Source organism: Actinophytocola sp. (genome assembly GCF_009379765.1).
In the GTDB taxonomy this organism is placed as follows: domain Bacteria; phylum Actinomycetota; class Actinomycetes; order Mycobacteriales; family Pseudonocardiaceae; genus Actinophytocola.
The window spans coordinates 45,672-63,732 of record NZ_WHTD01000008.1 but is presented as its reverse complement, the minus strand read 5'-3'; the positions used below and the strand labels follow the sequence as shown (position 1 = coordinate 63,732).

Here is an 18,061-nt window from a genome sequence, read left to right as displayed (position 1 = left end):
AGTCCAACACTCACGACCCCACCCACAGCCCCAAACGTCGAACTCGCGGGTCCGGAGCGTTGGACTCGCGGGCGTGGAGGCTGCGGTGCATGTGCGCGGCGGTAGGCTGGCGGGGTGAACACGCCTGGTCAGACGGCTTCCTCTGTGGACAGACGGCGCCTCGTGCCGCGGACCGACGAGGTGCTGGCCGATCCGCGGTTGGTCGAGGCGGCCGGGCGGGTGGGCCGGCCCGCGGTGAAGCAGGCGGTCGTGGCGGCGCAGGGCAGGGCACGCGCGGGCGAGATCGACCAGTCGGCGGTCGCCGACGAGGCGGTGGCGGCGCTGCCGGTGCGTGGTGCGTCGCTCGGGCCGGTCGTGAACGCCACCGGGGTCCTGCTGCACACCAACCTGGGCCGGGCTCCGCTGTCCGCCGCGGCGACCGAGGCCGTCGTGGCGGCCGCCGGGCCCACCGACGTCGAGCTGGACCTCGCCACCGGGCGCCGGTCGGGCCGTGGCCTGGGGATGCTGGCGGCGCTGGCCGCGGCGGTGCCCGACGCCGAGGCCGTGCACGTGGTCAACAACGGCGCGGCGGCGCTGGTCCTGGCGGCGACCGCGCTCGCGATGGGCCGAGAGATCGTGGTCAGCCGCGGCGAGCTGGTGGAGATCGGCGACGGCTTCCGCCTGCCGGACCTGCTGACGAGCACCGGCGCGACGCTGCGCGAGGTTGGCACGACCAACCGCACCGCCCTCGCCGACTACACGGCCGCCGTCGGGGAGTCGACGGGGTTCGTGCTGAAGGTGCACCCGTCGAACTTCGTGGTCACGGGCTTCACGGCGGACGTTCCGGTCGCGGAGCTGGCGACGCTGGGTGTCCCCGTCGTGGCCGACGTCGGCTCGGGCCTGCTCACGCCGCACCCGTTGCTGCCGGCGGAGCCGGATGCCGCTTCGGCGCTGCGGGCGGGTGCCGACCTGGTGATCGCAAGTGGGGACAAGCTGCTGGGTGGCCCGCAGTGCGGGTTGATCCTGGGCCGGGCGGACCTGGTGCACCGCCTGCGGCGGCACCCGATGGCGCGGGCGTTGCGGGTGGGGAAGCTGACCCTGGCCGCGCTGGAGGCGACCTTGCGCGTGCCGCCGACGCCGACCGCGCGGGCGCTGGAGGCGAGGCAGGAGGACCTGCTGGCCCGCGCCGACCGGATCGCGAGCTCCCTGCGGGACCGCGGAATCGACGCGGTGGCAACGACGAGCCCGGCAACGGTCGGTGGCGGCGGGGCGCCGGGGGTGACCCTGGAGAGCGCGGCGGTGCGGCTGCCGGAGTCCTACGTGGAACGGCTGCGCCTGGGCACGCGGCCGGTGGTGGGCCGCGTGGCCGGCGGGGCGTGCCTGCTGGACCTGCTCGCGGTGCCCGAGAGCGCTGACGAGTCCATTGTGGACGCAGTGGTCGCCGCGACCGGGTAGGGCTTGGCCTCCGGGCCCCCGGTATCAACTCTACCGGCGGCACCGACGGTTTCGGCTCGTGACCGGTCCGGCCTGTGGACAGTGGGTCCGAGCCATCCCTGTCCACAGGCCGAGATCGCGTCAGCCGGAATCAGATTGACCGGTACACAGCGGCACGGCTCACCCAGCAGAGGATCCTCGACAACCTCGACCAACGGTTCTGGTTCATTCTCGACGAGGCGGCACTGCGCAGGACAGCAGGCAGTGGGCCTTCGGCCCCACCGCCGTCGGGCTCCGAGACAGCAAGAACCAGGATGCCCCAAGCTGATCTTCAACCACGACCGCTGGCTTGCCTTCCTCACCCGCCACCGCATGCCGGACGGCGATGTGCGGTGGCTACAGCAGGACGTGGTGACGGCGTCCTCCCAGCATCGCTGGGGTCAGAGGGAATCCGGGTCTGGTGGTCGGCCGAGGCGCGTGCCCGGTCCCGCTCGACTTCACCGCGACCCGATGTGCGCTGTCCGTCAACCTGCTATGCCGACCCGGCGGGCGAACTTGTGCAGGCCGGGGAGTGTGCGCGCTTTCGGGTGGGTTAGCAGGTTGGTGGTGATCTGTTGGACTGGCTTGCGGTGGCGCACCTCGTCGGGGGCGGCGCGTTCCGCCGCGAGGAGTGCTCGGTAGGTGTGTGCCGGCTTGTTCCACTGGTCGAAGGATCTCGCGACGTCGGACCAGTAGCGGGCGCGGCGTTCAGCGACGGGGATCGTTGCTGGGTTGACCTGGCGGGCGACGTCGATCGCGGTGCCGGGGTCGCCGAGGACTCGGGCGATGGTGATCTGATAGAGCCGGACACCGGTGGGGCCGAAAGCGGTGTACCGGTGGTTTGCGTCGGAGGCGAAGCGGTCAGCGGTGTTCAACGCCTCGTTGATGAGGGCGTTCGCGTTGGCGCCGTTGCCGTCGACGGCTGCTGTGTACGCGGCGGTGGCCAGCAAAGACCCATACACGGACAGGTGCTCCGGGCCCTGGTGCAGGCCCGGTTGCAGGGCCGCGGCGGTGTCGACCATGAATTGCTGCGCCGTGTCGGCCTGCCCGGCGCGGCGGAGCACCACGCCTTGGGTTCGGCGGGCAGTGGCCATGGTGAGGACCTCGCCGCTGGAGTAGGCGGCTTGCAGGGCCCTGTCAGCGGCGACCCAGGCGAGGTGGTCGTGGCCGAGCTTGACGAGAAGCTGGGTGGCCAGTGAGTAGACCTCGGCGAGCTGACCGTCAGCTGCGGCGGTGTCCTCGTCGCCGGCCACGTCCGCGCGGGTCGCTGCCGCAGCGGCGAGCAGGGCGGGCATGTGGCCGACAGCGTCGAGGTAATGGCCGTGCTGGAAGACCGACCGGGCGCATGCGGCGTACTGCCGTAGCTGGGTGAGAGTGGTCGGGACGCCTGTGGGCGTGGATGGGTTCAGCAGGGTGTTCTCGAGGGCCTTGATCGGCTCGATGCCGGCGGAGGCCCGGGCCTCGGCGTTCAGGACGGCCGCGCCAGCGAGGCCAGTCAGCCCAGCCAGCAGCGTTCGACGACGCATCGGGTCCGTCCCCTCGTCCAGCGCCAGAATGGATCTGACCCTAGCGGCGCGTGGGGGGAACGGCACGGACCGCGACGGAGTGTCGGCAAGCCCGAGGAGTGTCGGGGGGATCCGCAGAGCTTCGGCGAACCGGCGCAGCATGGTGACGTCGCGCATCGGTTGCTTTCCACGTTCCATCCGAGACACGGACGCGATCGAGTAGCCGCATCGGTCGGCGAGGTCCTTGAGCGTGAGGTTGTTGGCATTACGCACGGCGCGCACGATCTGGCCGACATCGCCGGTCACGAGCGCTGTGCGGACCGTTGCGTTCATCCGGATCTCGGGATCGGGGTCCATCGACATATCCCTTGTTGAGTCCGATCTGCAAGTTTACCCGTCCGGTTACAGCATGTACCAGAGCGTTTGCATGCCGTGCAAACTAGTTCGCGACCGTTGCAAAGATGCTGGTCAGCGACCCTGTCTCGCGAGTGTCCTCGAAGTACCGCGGGCGGGGTCATCATCCCCGCCGCGGCGGGAGGAACGACATGCAGACCCCCACCGCTTCAAGCACCAGCACTCACGACATGTCCGCCATCGAGCTCGACGCCGCCGGACTGCTCCACGCGGAGACTGGTGCCGTCATCAGCAGGTTTGCCCTTTTCGTCCCCGCTGATGCGCTCGGCACTCCGCTCGCAGTCATCGTGCGTGCCGGTGCCGAGATCGGGCCGTTCGCGGTCGTGCACGGCGGAACGCTTATTGGCGAGCAAGCACGGGTCGAGGAACACACGGTGGTCGGCAAACCCGAGCTAGGCTACGCCGTCGGACGGATCCGCCCAGGGCTCGGTGGCGGCACCGTGGTCGGTGCCGGGGCGGTCGTCCGGTCCGGTGCCGTCGTCTACGCCGGCGTCCGGCTCGGCGTGAACACGGTCGTCGGGCACCACAGCCTGCTGCGCACCGACATCGCGGTCGGCACGGAGACCCAGCTCGGCCACCACCTGACCATCGAGCGTGAGACCCGTATCGGCCGCGACGTCCGTTGCTCACCCGGCTCCCACATCACCAGCGCCACGGTCATCGCCGACCGGGTCTTCCTCGGCGCGGGCATCCGCACGATCAACGACAAGACCCTCACCTGGCGGGACCCCAACTCCGAGCCGCGGCTGACAGCGCCCCGGTTCGAGACCGGCGCCAAGGTCGGCTCCGGCACGACTGTGCTGGCCGGTGTGACGATCGGCGAGTACGCGCTGGTGGGCGCCGCGTCCCTCGTCACCCGGGACGTCCCCGCCGGGGCGATCGCGTTCGGCCACCCCGCCCGCGTGCAGGACCGGTCATGACCAGCGACCCCATCGCCCAATGGCTGGACCCGTTCAGAGGACTGCTCGACCCCAACGGCCGATTCGCCTGGTCGTTGCTGCGCGAGTTCGCCGACGACCTCGACGCGACCCTCGAGACCTGCCCGGTCGGTCCCGAGCTGCCGCCCGGCGCCGAGCGCAGCCGACGTCTCCTGCGACTCCGCCGCGAGCTGGCCGACCGCGGTCATGTCGACCTAACCGGAGCTGCCAGGCTGGCTCCGCTGGTCCGGCTGTTCCGGCAGTTCCTGTGTGGATACCGAGACATCGACCTCCGCGACTCGGCCGGTCTCGGACACGGCGAGCTCATCGCCCGCCACGGCTCCACCGAGTGTCGTCGATGCTGGCTGCCGCGACTGCGCGCCGGAGACCTCGCCGGCATCGCGATCACCGAAGCTCACGGCGGTTCTCGCCCCGCCGCGACGACAACCGCTGCGGTCCCCGGCCCGACCAACACGCTGCTGGTCAGCGGCCGCAAGACCTGGATCAGCAGGCTGACCGAGGCCGCGGTGTTCGTCGTCTTCTTCCGCGCACCCGACGACCGACTCGCCGCCGCGACCGTCGACGCCCATCGACCCGAACTGCACCGACAACTCATCCAACCGGCCGGGCTCGCCGGCTGGAGCTGGGGATTCCTCGACCTCGATCAGGTTCCCGTGCGATCCGCGGACATCCTCCACGGCGACGGAATGACACTGCTACGCGAACATTTCGCTGGCTACCGACCCCTGGTCGCCGCCACCGCGCTCGGCGCCGCAGCCGCGGTCTTCGACACCGTCACCGACACCCTCACCGCCCGACAGTCGGCCGGCGACCTGCCACGGCTTCGGGACTCCGCACTTGTCACCCTCGGCCGCGCGCACGCTCAGATCAACACCGCGCTGCTCGGCGCGGCCATCGCCACCAACCTCGCCGACACCCGAGACCCCGATGCCGAGCTGTGGGGCGCCGCGACCAAAGCACACGGCGTCGACACCGCTCACCAGGCCGTCGCCGAACTCGCGTTACTGCTCGGCGCGGCTGGGTTTCGCGCTGACTCGCAGACCGCCAAGACCGGTCGCGACCTCAGCGGCCTGCGGTACGCCGACGGGATCCACGACAACCTCTACCGGGCCGCCGGCAAACGACACACCGACACCGCCCCGGTCCCGCAACCACGCACCCACAGCGGCAACGTGCCTACTGCGGTCCGAACCGAGCTCAGCCGATTCGCTTGCCCTGCTCGCACAGCACCGTGACGCCCTCGTCGACCGCGGTCAGCGCAGCGGCCAGGCGGTCGGCGAGCAGCGGCTTCACCCGCGTCCGTGCCTCGTCCAACGGATAGAAGCCGACCGAACGGATCTCGCCGCTCGCCGGCACCATCCCGACCAGCCCGGCCCCGTCGAGAACCCCACCGTCGAACACGAAGACCACGCCCTCCGGCCGTGAATCCTGCGGCCGAACGTAGTCGATGACCAGGATCCGCCCGACCGGGTGATCCAGACCCAACTCCTCGACGACCTCACGAGCGGCGGTCGCCCACGGTGCCTCATCGACCTCCGCCGCACCGCCCGGGATCTCCCAGTTCGGCTTGTACGTGGGCTCAACCAACAACACGCGCCCCGCACGGTCGCGGAACAACACCCCCGACGCCATCCGCTTCTTCACCAAACCGGCCACATACTGATCAACAGGCAAGACATCCGCGCTGGCCACTGTCGTCGAGATCGCCGAGTCCACTCGCGCACCCTAGCGAGTATGGTCAACCCAACTAACCGGACCGGCGGACCGGCGGACCGGCGCTCAGGCGACGGGCTCCGGGGAGCGCAGCGGCGCCATCACCTCGGCCGAGAAGGCGCGCACGAACTCCATCTTGTCCGGGAACGACACCGTCCACCAGAACTGGTTCGCCCCCGCCTCTCCCGCCTCGCGGATCTGGGCCACGCACTCGTCGGGCGTCCCGCCCACGACATACCGGCGGGACGCGTGGTCGCGGAGCTTGGGCAGCGAGCGCAGCAGGTCCGCGTTCGGCGTCGCGCCGTGTTTGATGTGCGCGTCGAAGTCGTAGTGGTCCACCAGGTACTGCGCCTCGCCGAGCACGTCGTCCGGGATCAGCTTGCCGCCCAGGGTGACCTGGCCGTGCGCGTTGACCAACGCGGCCGACAGGGTCAGCATCCGCTCCTCCGCCTCCGCCCTGCTGTCCGCCAGCCGCGCACCGCACAACCACCACAGGTCCAAATCGGACAGTGAGCGGCCCGCGGACTCCGCGCCCTCGCGGATCAGGCCGAGGGTGTGCTCGACGACCTCCGGGATGATGCCGGTGCCGATGATCACCCCGTCGGCGACCCGGCCGGCCATCCGCAGCATCTTCGGGCCCGCGGCCGCCACGTAGATCGGCACGTCGCGCGGCGGCGAGAACATCCGCAGCGGCGCGCCCTTGTAGACGACCTCCTCGCCGCGGAGCAGGCCGCGGACGGTCAGCAGGTACTCCTCGATGTCGGCCACCCGGGCGGGACGCGCGCCCGCGGTGTGCGCGGCACTGTCGCCGGCGCCGATGCCGAACAGCGCCCGGCCACCGGACAGCACGTCCAGCGAGCCGATGGCCTGCGCGGCCACGATCGGGTGCCGGGTCAGCGGGTTGGTCACCCGCGGCCCGAACCGGACGCGCGTCGTGTTCTGCGCGGCCAGCACCCCGGTCATGTACGTCTCCGGGTACAGGGCAGGCGAGTCCGTCAGACCGATGACGTCGAACCCGCACTCGTCGACCGTGCGTACCCAACCCGGGAACGCCGCCAGGTCGTCGCACACCAGGCTGACCCCGAAACCGAACCTCATGCCGCACTTCCTTTCCCTGCGCTTTCCTCGCCGCCGCCGGGCAGCGCCGCGATGATCGCGTCGGTCATCTCCGTCGTGCTCGCCGTTCCGCCGAGGTCGTAGGTGGTCACCGGGCCGGCCACGGTGGCGGCGACCGCGGCGCGGATCCGGTCGGCGGCGCCGTGCTCACCGAGGTGGTCGAGCAGCAAGGCACCGGAGAGCACGAGCGCGACCGGGTTCACCACGTCCCGCCCGGCGTACTTCGGCGCACTCCCGTGCGCCGCCTCGAACAGTGCTGCCGACGGGCCGAACGACGCGCCCGGCACCAGCCCCAGCCCACCCACCAGCCCGGCACACAGGTCGGCCAGGATGTCGCCGTACTGGAACGGCGCGAGCAGCACGTCGTACCCGGCCGGGTCGCGCACCAGGTGCATCGCGAGCGCGTCCACCAGGCAGTCGTCCAGCAGGATGTCGGGGTACTCGGACGCGATCTCGCGCGCCGCGGCGAGGAAGAGGCCGTCGGTCTCCTTCAGCGTCGCCGCCTTGTGGGCCACCGTGATCCGGCGCCGGCTGTGCTGCCGCGCGTAGTCGAAGGCGAACCGGGTCACCCGGTGTGTCGCCGCGCGGGTCACCCACTTCACCGCGATCGCCGCGTCCGGGCCCACGTGCTGGGCCGCGCCGGTGAACACGTCCTCGGTGACCTCGCGAACCACCGCGAGGTCGGTCCCGGGGAAGTGGGTGCGGGCACCTGGCAGGGCCCATGCCAGCCGAACGTTGGCGTACGCTCCGGCCGCCCGGCGCAACGCGATGTTGGGACTGGCGTAGCCGTGCCCGACCGGGTTGGCCATCGGTCCTTTGAGGACCACGCCGACCTCGCGCACCAGCGCCGCGGTCCGCGGCGGAACGGTCGTCCCGGACGCGGCGAACGCGTCCTCACCCGCGTCGGCCAGTACCCAGTCGACCGGGACCCCGGTCGCGTCGACGACCCGGCGGGCCGCCCACGTGACCTCGGGTCCGATGCCGTCACCGGGTACGTGCACCACCGTGTGCCTCACAACCGGATCTCCCTTCCCAGGAAACACTGGACACTATGATAGACGATATATAGTCTCCTTAGGACCCGGGCAACGCACGCGGAACGCCCCCTGCTTGGAGCGGCGCGGTGCCCTCCTGACGCTGGCAAAGGAGGCAGCGGTGCACTTCCCACCTGTGCGGCGGCGGAACAACGGTCCTCGACTCCTCGTACTCACCACCGCTGTCGCGCTGATCGCGGCCGGCTGCGGCGGCGGCGGCGGTGACGCGGGCGGCCGCAGCGCCGACCAGTCGCTGATCATCGGCATGGACCACGTCACCCCGAACTACGACCCCATCAGCGCCACGACCACCTCCGACTACACCTACTGGCGCTTCGTCTACGACACCCTGGTCAGCACCGACAACGGCGCGCCCGAACCGTGGGCGGCCGAGTCCTTCGAGGCGATCGACGCCAAGCACTGGCGGTTCAAGCTCCGCGAGGGCGTCACGTTCACCAACGGCGAGCCGCTCGACGCCGAGGCCGTGCGCTACACCTTCCAGCGCGCGCTCGACGACAAGAAGACCCCGTGGCGGGTGCGCATCGAGGCCCTCCAGAAGATGGAGATCATCGACCCGCTGACCATCGACTTCTACCTCTCCACCCCGGTCGGCAACTGGCCCACCCGCACCTCGGTCGTCTGGCTGGTCCCGCCGAAGTACACCCAGGAGAACCCCGGCGCGCTCGTCACCAAGCCGATCGGCTCCGGCCCGTTCAAGCTCGACAGCTTCTCCCCCGGCGAGAAGGCCGTGCTCTCCCCCAACGCCGACTTCTGGGGCACGGTGCCCCAGCTCAAGCGGGTCGAGCTGCGCTCGGTCCCGGAGGAGTCCACCCGCGTCTCCGCGTTGCTGGCCGGCGACATCGACGTCGCCTACCGGGTGCTGCCCGACTTCGCCGACCAGGTCGAGGCCGGCGGCAAGAAGCTGGTCTCGGTCCCGTCCGGGCAGAGCTCGAGCATCTTCTTCCAGACCACGACGAACACCCCGCTCAAGGACGTCCGGGTCCGCCAGGCGATCGACTACGCCATCGACAAGAAGGCACTGCTCGACTCGATCACCCAGGGCTACGGCAAGGACCTCTCCGGTCAGCTGGTCGGCAAGGACTCCGTCGGCTACAACGCCGACCTCAAGTCCCGGCCCTACGACCCGGACAAGGCCAAGGAGCTGCTGAAGGAAGCGGGCTACCCCAACGGGGTGGAGGTCGCCTTCGACTACCCGCTCGGCCGGTACTACCGGGACAAGGAGATCTGCCAGGCGATCTCGGGCTACCTCGACGCCGTCGGCATCAAGGTCAAGCAGAACCCCATGGAGAGCGGCGCGTGGCTCGACCGGCTCTACGCCGGCAGCTGGGGCCCGATCAACTACTGGTCCATCCAGGACGCGCCGGCCTACGACCTGTCCTGGACGCTGGAGATCTTCCGCAGCGACAACATCCGCAAGATCGACGCGGACAAGAAGCTCGACCAGATGCTCGACCAGAGCTTCACGATCACCGACACCAAGGAGCGCGGCGACTACCTCGCGGAGCTCTCCGCCTACGCCCAGGAGCAGGCGTTCTTCGTCGCCTTCCACTCCGACCCCGGGCTCTACGCGGTGGACCCGAGCGTGCAGGGGGTGGAGTTCCTGCCCTCGACCTACATCAACCTGTTCGACGCGAAGCGGACCGGCTGAGCCGATGGCCGGCTACCTGCTCCGGCGGATCCCCAGGATGATCGTGGTCATCTGGGGCGCGCTGACCGTGATCTTCCTGCTCCAGCGGCTCGGCGGCGATCCGGTGGCGCTCATGCTGCCGGACGTCGCCACAGACGAGCAGCGGGACGCGGTCCGCGCGGACCTCGGCCTGGACAAGCCGGTGCTGGTGCAGTACCTGCTGTTCCTCGGCCGGTTCGCCCGGCTGGACTTCGGTCAGTCCTACCTGCAGCAGCGGCCGGTGGCCGACATCGTGTTCGAGCGGCTGCCGGCCACGCTGGAGCTGACCGGCGCCGCCGTGCTCATCGCGACCGTCGGCGGCACGCTGCTCGGCTCGTTCGCCGCCCGGATGCGCCGCCGCTGGCCGGACAAGGTCGTGGTCGGCGGCGCGCTCATCGGGCAGTCGGTGCCGACGTTCTGGCTGGGCATCATCGCGATCCTGATCTTCGCGGTGACGCTCCAGTGGCTCCCCTCCTCCGGCAGCGGCGGCATCGAGCACCTGATCCTGCCCGCGGCGACGCTCGGCGCGTTCTCGCTGGCGAACACGACCCGCATCGCCAGGGCGAGCATGATCGAGTCGCTGTCGGCCGAGTACACCCAGACCGCGCACGCCAAGGGGTTGCGCACGACCCGGGTGGTCGGCGTGCACGCGCTGAAGAACAGCGGCATCTCGATCCTCACGCTCACCGCCTACATGTTCTCCACGCTCATGGGCGGCGCGCTGGTGACCGAGGTGGTGTTCGCCTGGCCGGGGGTCGGCCGGCTGATGGTCGACGGAGTGCTCTCCCGTGACTTCCCGGTGGTGCAGGGCGCGGTGTTCATGGTGGCGCTCGTGGTGGTGCTCACCTACATGGTGCTCGACCTGGCCTACACCTTCCTCGACCCGCGTCTGCGGAGGACCTGATGGCCGACCTCGCGATCCGGATGCCCGCGGCGGCCACGAGAACCCGGCGGGTCCGCAGGGCCGGGCGGCTGCAGATCACCGTCGGCCTGGTGCTCGTGGTGCCGATCGTGCTCGTGGCGGTCTTCGCGCCGCTGCTGGCCCCGCACGACCCGAACGCGATCGACCTGGCGCACCGGCTCGCACCGCCCGCGTGGGTCGGCACCGGCACGAGCGACCACGTGCTCGGCACCGACCACCTCGGCCGGGACGTGCTCAGCCGGGTGATCTACGGCGCGCGGATCTCGCTGATCGTCGGCGGGCTCGCGGTGCTCGGCGCGGGCCTGATCGGCGTGACGATCGGGCTGCTCGCCGGGTACTTCCGGGGCGTCTTCGACGCGATCGTCACGATGATCGCCGAGATCCAGCAGTCGTTCCCGTTCCTGGCGCTCGCGATCGTCGTGGTGGCCGCGATCGGGCGCGGCGTCGGCAACATCGTCGCGGTGCTGATCGTCGGCGGCTGGATCCTCTTCGCCAGGGTGGTCCGCGGCGAGGCGATGTCGATCGCTCAGCGGCAGTTCGTCGACGGCGCCCGCGCGCTCGGCGCCGGGCACACCCGGATCCTGCTGCGGCACATCCTGCCCAACGTGCGCTCGTCGATCATCGTGATCACGACGTTCAACTTCGCCTGGTTCATCATCGCCGAGGCCTCGCTGTCCTTCCTCGGCCTCGGCGTCGACCCGAACACCCCGTCCTGGGGCCAGATGCTGAGCGACTCACGCAACTACCTCGCGCTCGCCTGGTGGTTCCCGGCGTTCCCGGGCATCGCGCTGGTCGCGCTCGTGCTCGGCGCCAACATGCTCGGCGACGGCCTGCAGGACCGCTGGGACCCGTACCTGAAGTGAAGGAGCCAGGGTGACCACCGACGACCTGCCGGAGCTGCGCCTGCGTCCTGGGCTGCTCGACACCGTGCGCTACGCCGCGGCGATGTGGGAGTTCCAGCTCCTGCACTTCGACCACGAGCGGGCCCGCGCCGAGGGTCTCGAGCGGTCGATCGTACAGGGGCCGCTGCTCGGCACCTACCTGGTGCGGCTGCTCGGCGGCGCGGGCCCGCTCGAGCACCTGGAGTGGCGCAACCACGCGGTCGTGCCGGTCGACACGGACCTTGTCTGCGGCGGCACGCTGGACCGGGGCACCGGCGAGGCCCGGCTGTGGATCCGCGACGGCGCCGGCACCACGGTGGTCAGCGGGTCGGCGCTGGTGCGCCCATGAGATCGGTGCCCGCGAAGTCCGGGCCCGCGCAGTCCGTGCTCGTCGTCGGCGGTACCGGGCCGACCGGGTACGCCGTGGTGCGCCGGCTGCTGGCCGAGGGCGACCGGGTGACGATCCTGCACACCGGCGCGCACGAGGTCGACTTCGGCGGCGAGGTCGAGCACCTGCACGCCGACCCGACCGAGCTCCCCGACCTGCGCGCGGCCGTGGCCGGCCGGGAGTTCGACGTCGCGGTCTCGACCTCCGGCCGGCTGCGACACGTGGTCACCGTGCTGTCCGGCCGGGTCGGGCGGCTGGTCGCGGTGACCGGGCTGCCCGCGTACACCGGTTGGAAGGTGCCCGTGGGCGGCACGGGCCACCCGCTGCCGCTGCGCGAGGGCGACCCGCCCCCGCGCCCGCTCGCCGACCTGCCGGGCGACAAGCTGAGCGCCGGGGTGCAGCGCAACGAGCGGCTCGTCGCCGACGCCGAGGCCCGCGGCGCGTTCGAGGCGGCGATCCTGCGCTACACGATGGTCTACGGCCCGCACGCCTACATCCCGTTCGAGTGGTACTTCGTGCGCCGGGTGCTCGACGGCCGCCGCGCTCTCGCGCTCGAGGGCGACGGGCTGATGCTGCCCCAGCGCGGCTACGCCGAGAACCTCGCGGCGGCGGTGCTGCTCACGATGACCCACCCGGGCGCTGCGGGCCGCACCTTCAACGTCGGCGACGAGCACGTGCTGAGCGTCGCCGCGATCGCCGCGACCGTCGCGGACGCGCTCGGCCACGCGTTCGACGTCGTGCCGGTGCCGCTGTCCGCGAGCCCGTGCCGCAACCCGTTCGCGTTGCGCCAGAACACCGTCTTCGACCTCGGCGCGATCCGCGCCCTCGGCTACCGGGACGTCGTGGGTGTCACCGAGGCGACCCGGCGCGCCGCGCGGTGGCTGGCCGAGCACCCCGTCGCCCGCGGGTCCACGGAGGAACTGTCGCTCGGCGAGCACGCGTTCGACTACGCCCGGGAGGACCGGGCCGTAGAGATCTACCGCGCCGCACTCGAGTCCACAGGGGGCACACCGTGAACACAGGCTGGGACGACGCGCGCAGGACGCTCGAGGCGCTCGTCGGGCAGCGGGCCTGGGCACCGACGCGGGTCGAGGTGCACGCGGCCGACATCCTGCGCTACGCCGAGGCGGTCGGCCTGCCCCGGCCCGCCGACCCGACGGTGGCGCCCGCGCTGTTCCTGCCGCCCTTCGCGGTCGGCGGTGACGTCGGCGTCGACGGCAGGCGCCACCGGCCGGGCGAGGTCGTGATCGACCACCCGGCGCTGCGCCGCCGGCTCATGGGCGGCTGCTCGGTCGACTTCCACGCGCCCATCCGCGCGGGCGAGACCGTCGAGGCGGTCACGACGTTCGAGTCGGTGACCGAGAAGCAGGGCCGGGACGGCCCGATGCTCCTCGTCACCACCGCCACCGAGTACCGCGCCGCCGACGGTCCGCGACGGACCGAGCGGTGGACGATCATCCACCGCTGAAGTCTCCAAAACGCAGGTCACCAGCGGTTCATTGACACTCACGGATCAACGACATAGGCTCGAATATATAGTATTAACCAGGCGGGAGGTCAGCTCGTGACCACGTACCGTGTCTATCGCCCAACCCCCGATCCCGGGGCGGCGCCGGGCGGCGAGGGCGGGCTGTCCCGCCGGCCGGACTCGCTCGACGGCAAGCGCATCGGGCTGCTGTGGAACTCGAAGGTGAACGCCGACATCTACCTGCGCCGGCTCGAGGAGCTGCTCGGGTCCCGGCACACCGGCATCGAGTTCGTCCACGCGGCCAAGCCCACGGCGAGCAAGCCGATGGAGCCCGAGGTCCTCGAGGAGATGCGGACCTGCGACCTGGTCGTCACCGCGTTCGGTGATTGAGGCTCGTGCAGCTCGTGGAGTGTCCACGACGGCGTGACCCTGGAAAAGCTCGGCATCCCCACGGTCTCGGTGGTCACCGAGCCGTTCGGCTACAAGGCGAGAGCGGAGGTGACCGCACTGGGCCTCGGCATGGTCGCCATCCAGATCCTGCCCCACCCCATCGGGCAGATCTCCGACGAGGAGATGCGCGCGCTGACCGACGAGGCTTACGACGAGGTCGTCTTCGGCCTGACCCGTCCCGCCGAGGAGGTGGCGCAGGCGTACCAGGAGGCGGTCGCGCCGAGGTCCGCGTACTCGCGCTGAGACGCCCCAACCAGAGAGGGAACCACCACTGTGGCAACGACGTCGGCGCAGGCCGCCCTGCCGCTGGACGGCCTGCGCGTGCTCGACTTCTCGCACGCGGCGGCCGGGCCGTTCGCGACGATGTTCCTGGCCGACCTCGGTGCCGAGGTGGTCAAGGTCGAGAAGCCGGGGCGGGGGGACGGCGCGCGGTACATGGGCGAGCCGATGCTCGGCCCCATCGAGTCGGACTACTACCTCGCGTTGAACCGCAACAAGAAGTCCGTCCTCATCGACCTGTCCACCGAGGACGGCCGGGAGCTCGCCACGGGCCTCGCCCGCACCTGCGACATCGTCGTGCAGAACTTCCGGCCGGGCGTGCTCGACCGGCACCGGCTCGGCTACGAGGACCTGCGCAAGGTGCGCGAGGGCCTGGTCTACTGCTCGATCTCCGCGTTCGGCCCGACCGGGCCGTGGCGCGACCGGCCGGCCAACGACATCATCATGCAGTCGGTGTCCGGCCTGATGGGCATCACCGGCGAGGTGGGCGGCGGCCCGGTGCGCATCGGCGCGCCGATCTCCGACTACGCGACCGGGCTGTTCGCGCTGGCCGGCATCCTCGCCGCGCTGCACCGCCGGGACGCGCTGCCCGAGGGCCAGCACGTCGAGATCGCGATGCTGGACGCGTCGATGGCGATGATGGCCAACTACATCCCGTCGGTCGCCACCCTCGGCAAGACGATCCCCCGGCTGGGCCGCGGGCACGCGCAGATCGTGCCGTACCAGGCATTCCTGTGCGCCGACGGGCAGTACGTGATGGTCGGCGCGTTCACCAACGGGTTCTGGCGCCGGCTGTGCGACGCGGTCGGGCGGCCGGAGTGGAAGGACGACCCGCGGTTCACCTCCAACGCCGACCGGCTGGCGCACCGGGACATCCTGATGTCCACTCTGGAGGAGATCTTCCGCGGCCGGACCCGTGCCGAGTGGCTGGCCGCACTGGAGGAGGCGGACGTGCCGAACAGCCCCGTGCTCGAGCTGCACGACGCGATCGCCTCGGAACAGGCCGTGCACAACGGGATCGTGCGGCGGATCGAGGGAGCCGAGCTGGACGTGATCAAGCTGCCGGTGGAGTCCGACCGGTGGCGGCCCGGCCCGGCGACGGTCCCGCCGGTGATGGGCGAGCACACCGACGAGGTGCTGGGCAAGCTCCTCGGCCTGGACCGGGAGCGCATCGACGCGCTGGTGGACGCCGGCGTGGTGGCCAGGACGGCGGCCACGACAGCGGCCACGACAGCGGCGAGGGTGGAGGCGGCGGAATGACCGTGACCAGCGAACCGACGACACAGCCGGACGACACAGCCACGCCACCAGACGACATGGCCACGCCAGCGGACGACACGGCCACGCCACGGGACAGCACGACCACGCCAGCGGGCGACACGGCCACGCCACCAGACGACACGACTACGCCAGCGGGCGACACGGCTACGCCACGGGACGACTCATCGACGCCAGCGGGCGACACGGCCACGTCGCGGGGTGACGCGGCGGGGCCTTGGGGTGGCTCGGGGGGGCTGGCGGGCGGGCCGATTCTCGCCGGGTTGCGCGTGCTCGACCTGTCCCACCAGTACTCCGGCGCGCTGTCCGCGAGCCTGCTCGCCGACCTCGGCGCGGACGTGATCGCCGTCGAGCACCCGACCAAGACCTCGATCCGGACCATGCTGCCGCGCAAGGGCGAGCAGTCCATGTGGTGGTCGGTCATCCAGCGCGGCAAGCGGGTGATCACGCTCGACATCAACACCGGGCGCGGCCGCGAGCTCGCCGTCGAGCTGGCCAGGGACGCGGACGTCATCTGCGAGAACTTCCGCCCCGGCACGCTGGAGAAGTGGGGCCTGGGCCCGGCCGACCTGACCGCGGCCGGGGTCGACGCGGTGATGCTGCGGATCTCCGGGTTCGGCCAGAGCGGTCCGGTCAGCGGCCGCCCCGGGTTCGGCACGATCGCGGAGGCGATCAGCGGGTTCGCCCACCTCAACGGCGAGTCGGACGGCCCGCCGACCTTCCCGTCGACCACGCTCGCGGACGGCGTCGCGGCCACGTTCGGCGCGTTCGGGATCATGGCCGCGCTGTGGGGCCGCGGGCACAACGGTCCGGCCACCGGCGTCGAGGTCGTCGACATCGCGCTGTTCGAGGGCCTGTTCCGGATCATCCCGACCCAGATCGCGAGCTACCACCAGTTCGGCACCGCGCCGCACCGGCCGGGCAACAAGCTCACCAGCCACGGCGTGCTGCGCAACCTCTTCCGGTCCGCGGACGGCAGGTGGTTCGTGGTGAGCGCGGTGGGCCCGGCGGCGATCCGGCGCATCCTGCAGGCCGCCGAGGCCGTGCCGCAGATGGCCCGCGTCGACGCGGGCGTGATGATGAGCGACCCGGCCGCGGTGGTCGAGTTCCTCGACGAGTGCGACGAGCTGCTGCACATCTGGGCCGCCAAGTGGGACTACGCCACGCTCGAGAAGCGCCTCGCCGAGGCGGACGCGGTGCACCAGCAGGTGTACTCCGCCGAGGACATCGTGGCCGACCCGCAGTTCCAGGCCAGGGGCGACCTCATCGAGGTGGCCGACGACGTGCTCGGCCCGGTGCTGATGCAGGGCGTCGTGCCGAAGTTCCCGAGCCGCGAGCACACCGTCGAGCACGCGGGCCCACCCCGCGGCGCCGACAACGCGACGGTGTTCGCCGAGCTCGGCCTCGACGAGACCACGCTCGCGGCCCTACGCGCGGACGGAGTGATCTGATGCCCGAGCTGCTGACCATCGAAGGCGAGCTCGCCGACGTACTCGACCACTACGCGGACCAGGGCTGGACCGACGGCCTGCCGATCGTGCCACCCACCGAGGACGCGGTCGCGGCCGCGCTGGAGTTCACCGACCTCGACCCGCACTCCTCGCTCGGGAGGATCCCGGCGACCCGGGCCGAGGCGACCGTGCACAACGTCGCGGTCAACGCGGTCATGGCGGGCTGCAAGCCGGAGTACCTGCCGGTGGTGCTCGCCGCGGTGCGCGGCCTCGCGCACCCGGACTTCAACACGTTCGGCATCCAGGCCACCACCAACCCGGTGGCGGTGATGGTGATGGTCAACGGCCCGATCGCCGACGAGCTGGGCTTCAACGGCAAGGGCAACTGCCTCGGCCAGGGCTTCCGGGCCAACGCCACGGTCGGCCGGGCGGTGCGGCTCTGCATGATGAACATCGGCGGCGGCGCGCCGCAGACGATGGACAAGTCGACCCAGGGCCAGCCGGGCAAGTACGGCATGTGCATCGCGGAGAACGAGGCCGAGTCGCCGTGGGAGCCGTTCCACGTCGAGCGCGGCTACGACGTGGAGACGAGCGCGGTGTCGCTGTTCTCGGTCACCGGCACGCAGAACGTGCTGGAGCTGGCGAGCCGCAGCGCGACCGGGATCCTGCGCACGTTCTGCTCGGCCGCGGCGAGCGCGGGCCACCAGAACGTCCAGCTCGGCGGCGGCCCGCTGATCCTCTTCTGCCCCGAGCACGCGCAGATCCTCGCCGAGGACGGGTTCACCAAGAACGACGTGCGGGAGTTCCTCTACGAGCACTCCAGGGTGAAGGTGTCGGACTTCCCGCCGGAGACGCTGAACGGCATGGTCCGCCACCGCAGGCCCCGGCGCTACCGGTCCGACCACCCCGACGCGGGCATCCCGCTGGCGGACAGCCCGGCGGAGATCAACATCGTGGTCGCTGGCGGGCCCGGGCCGCACTCGGTGATCTCACCGAGCTTCGGAGAGGCGACGATGGTGCCTGTCAACCCGATCACACTCGAGGACGGCACCCCGGTCAAGAGTGTCATGGAGTTCCGCTACTAG

The 18,061-nt window shown here is 71.1% G+C and carries 19 protein-coding genes; 15 read left to right on the top strand and 4 right to left on the bottom strand.

What is annotated here, in order from left to right:
• The first annotated feature begins 144 nt into the window (after window positions 1-144).
• Window positions 145-1,434, top strand: coding sequence for an L-seryl-tRNA(Sec) selenium transferase (selA, locus tag GEV28_RS04035; protein WP_291408701.1), 1,290 nt, complete (start codon window positions 145-147; stop codon window positions 1,432-1,434).
• A gap of 74 nt (window positions 1,435-1,508) precedes the next feature.
• Window positions 1,509-2,009 (top strand): Scr1 family TA system antitoxin-like transcriptional regulator, encoded by a 501-nt coding sequence (locus GEV28_RS04030; protein ID WP_291408700.1) that lies wholly within the window; start codon window positions 1,509-1,511, stop codon window positions 2,007-2,009.
• Here the strand turns inward: GEV28_RS04030 and GEV28_RS04025 are convergent.
• Window positions 1,938-3,314, bottom strand: coding sequence for a helix-turn-helix domain-containing protein (locus GEV28_RS04025; protein ID WP_291408699.1), 1,377 nt, complete (start codon window positions 3,312-3,314; stop codon window positions 1,938-1,940). The two genes, GEV28_RS04030 and GEV28_RS04025, sit on opposite strands and share 72 nt — an antisense overlap.
• Before the next feature lie 227 nt (window positions 3,315-3,541).
• Between GEV28_RS04025 and GEV28_RS04020 the strand changes: the two genes are divergently transcribed.
• Both GEV28_RS04020 and GEV28_RS04015 read left to right on the top strand, forming a co-directional pair.
• Window positions 3,542-4,291 (top strand): hypothetical protein, encoded by a 750-nt coding sequence (locus tag GEV28_RS04020; protein WP_291408698.1) that lies wholly within the window; start codon window positions 3,542-3,544, stop codon window positions 4,289-4,291.
• Window positions 4,288-5,544 (top strand): acyl-CoA dehydrogenase family protein, encoded by a 1,257-nt coding sequence (locus GEV28_RS04015; protein ID WP_291408697.1) that lies wholly within the window; start codon window positions 4,288-4,290, stop codon window positions 5,542-5,544. Before GEV28_RS04020 ends, GEV28_RS04015 begins: the two co-directional genes overlap by 4 nt.
• Here GEV28_RS04015 and GEV28_RS04010 read toward each other — a convergent pair.
• The 3 genes from GEV28_RS04010 to GEV28_RS04000 all read right to left on the bottom strand — a co-directional run bounded on the left by GEV28_RS04010 (window position 5,507) and on the right by GEV28_RS04000 (window position 8,154).
• On the bottom strand, window positions 5,507-6,025 hold the full coding sequence (locus tag GEV28_RS04010; RefSeq protein ID WP_291408696.1) for an NUDIX hydrolase: 519 nt from the start codon (window positions 6,023-6,025) through the stop codon (window positions 5,507-5,509). The genes GEV28_RS04015 and GEV28_RS04010 overlap by 38 nt on opposite strands.
• 63 nt (window positions 6,026-6,088) lie before the next feature.
• On the bottom strand, window positions 6,089-7,120 hold the full coding sequence (locus GEV28_RS04005; RefSeq protein WP_291408695.1) for an LLM class flavin-dependent oxidoreductase: 1,032 nt from the start codon (window positions 7,118-7,120) through the stop codon (window positions 6,089-6,091).
• Window positions 7,117-8,154, bottom strand: a complete 1,038-nt coding sequence (locus GEV28_RS04000; protein WP_291408694.1) for an isocitrate/isopropylmalate family dehydrogenase — start codon at window positions 8,152-8,154, stop codon at window positions 7,117-7,119. The genes GEV28_RS04005 and GEV28_RS04000 overlap by 4 nt, the downstream gene beginning before the upstream one ends.
• A gap of 139 nt (window positions 8,155-8,293) precedes the next feature.
• On the opposite strand from GEV28_RS04000, the gene GEV28_RS03995 reads away from it, so the two are divergent.
• The 11 genes from GEV28_RS03995 to GEV28_RS03945 all read left to right on the top strand — a co-directional run bounded on the left by GEV28_RS03995 (window position 8,294) and on the right by GEV28_RS03945 (window position 18,061).
• Window positions 8,294-9,841 carry an ABC transporter substrate-binding protein gene (locus tag GEV28_RS03995; protein ID WP_291408693.1) on the top strand — a complete coding sequence of 516 codons (1,548 nt, stop codon included), beginning with the start codon at window positions 8,294-8,296 and terminating at the stop codon, window positions 9,839-9,841.
• Window positions 9,842-9,845: 4 nt separating this feature from the next.
• The gene (locus tag GEV28_RS03990) at window positions 9,846-10,763 is read left to right on the top strand and encodes an ABC transporter permease (RefSeq protein WP_291408691.1); all 918 of its coding nucleotides are present in this window, start codon (window positions 9,846-9,848) and stop codon (window positions 10,761-10,763) included.
• Window positions 10,763-11,644: an ABC transporter permease gene (locus GEV28_RS03985; protein WP_291408689.1), complete on the top strand. Its 882-nt coding sequence runs from the start codon at window positions 10,763-10,765 to the stop codon at window positions 11,642-11,644. Before GEV28_RS03990 ends, GEV28_RS03985 begins: the two co-directional genes overlap by 1 nt.
• Before the next feature lie 10 nt (window positions 11,645-11,654).
• Window positions 11,655-12,011, top strand: coding sequence for a hypothetical protein (locus GEV28_RS03980; RefSeq protein ID WP_291408687.1), 357 nt, complete (start codon window positions 11,655-11,657; stop codon window positions 12,009-12,011).
• Window positions 12,008-13,066 carry an NAD-dependent epimerase/dehydratase family protein gene (locus GEV28_RS03975; RefSeq protein WP_291408685.1) on the top strand — a complete coding sequence of 353 codons (1,059 nt, stop codon included), beginning with the start codon at window positions 12,008-12,010 and terminating at the stop codon, window positions 13,064-13,066. Before GEV28_RS03980 ends, GEV28_RS03975 begins: the two co-directional genes overlap by 4 nt.
• A complete protein-coding gene (locus GEV28_RS03970; protein WP_291408683.1) occupies window positions 13,063-13,518 on the top strand; it encodes a MaoC family dehydratase N-terminal domain-containing protein in 456 nt (151 codons plus the stop codon). The genes GEV28_RS03975 and GEV28_RS03970 overlap by 4 nt, the downstream gene beginning before the upstream one ends.
• Window positions 13,519-13,614: 96 nt before the next feature.
• Complete coding sequence (locus GEV28_RS03965; protein ID WP_291408681.1) at window positions 13,615-13,908, top strand: hypothetical protein; 294 nt, start codon at window positions 13,615-13,617, stop codon at window positions 13,906-13,908.
• Between the two features lie 33 nt (window positions 13,909-13,941).
• The gene (locus GEV28_RS03960) at window positions 13,942-14,211 is read left to right on the top strand and encodes a hypothetical protein (protein WP_291408678.1); all 270 of its coding nucleotides are present in this window, start codon (window positions 13,942-13,944) and stop codon (window positions 14,209-14,211) included.
• 30 nt (window positions 14,212-14,241) lie between these two features.
• Window positions 14,242-15,507 carry a CoA transferase gene (locus tag GEV28_RS03955; RefSeq protein ID WP_291408676.1) on the top strand — a complete coding sequence of 422 codons (1,266 nt, stop codon included), beginning with the start codon at window positions 14,242-14,244 and terminating at the stop codon, window positions 15,505-15,507.
• 281 nt (window positions 15,508-15,788) lie between these two features.
• Complete coding sequence (locus GEV28_RS03950; protein WP_291408674.1) at window positions 15,789-16,976, top strand: CoA transferase; 1,188 nt, start codon at window positions 15,789-15,791, stop codon at window positions 16,974-16,976.
• Window positions 16,976-18,061, top strand: a complete 1,086-nt coding sequence (locus tag GEV28_RS03945; RefSeq protein ID WP_291408672.1) for a hypothetical protein — start codon at window positions 16,976-16,978, stop codon at window positions 18,059-18,061. Before GEV28_RS03950 ends, GEV28_RS03945 begins: the two co-directional genes overlap by 1 nt.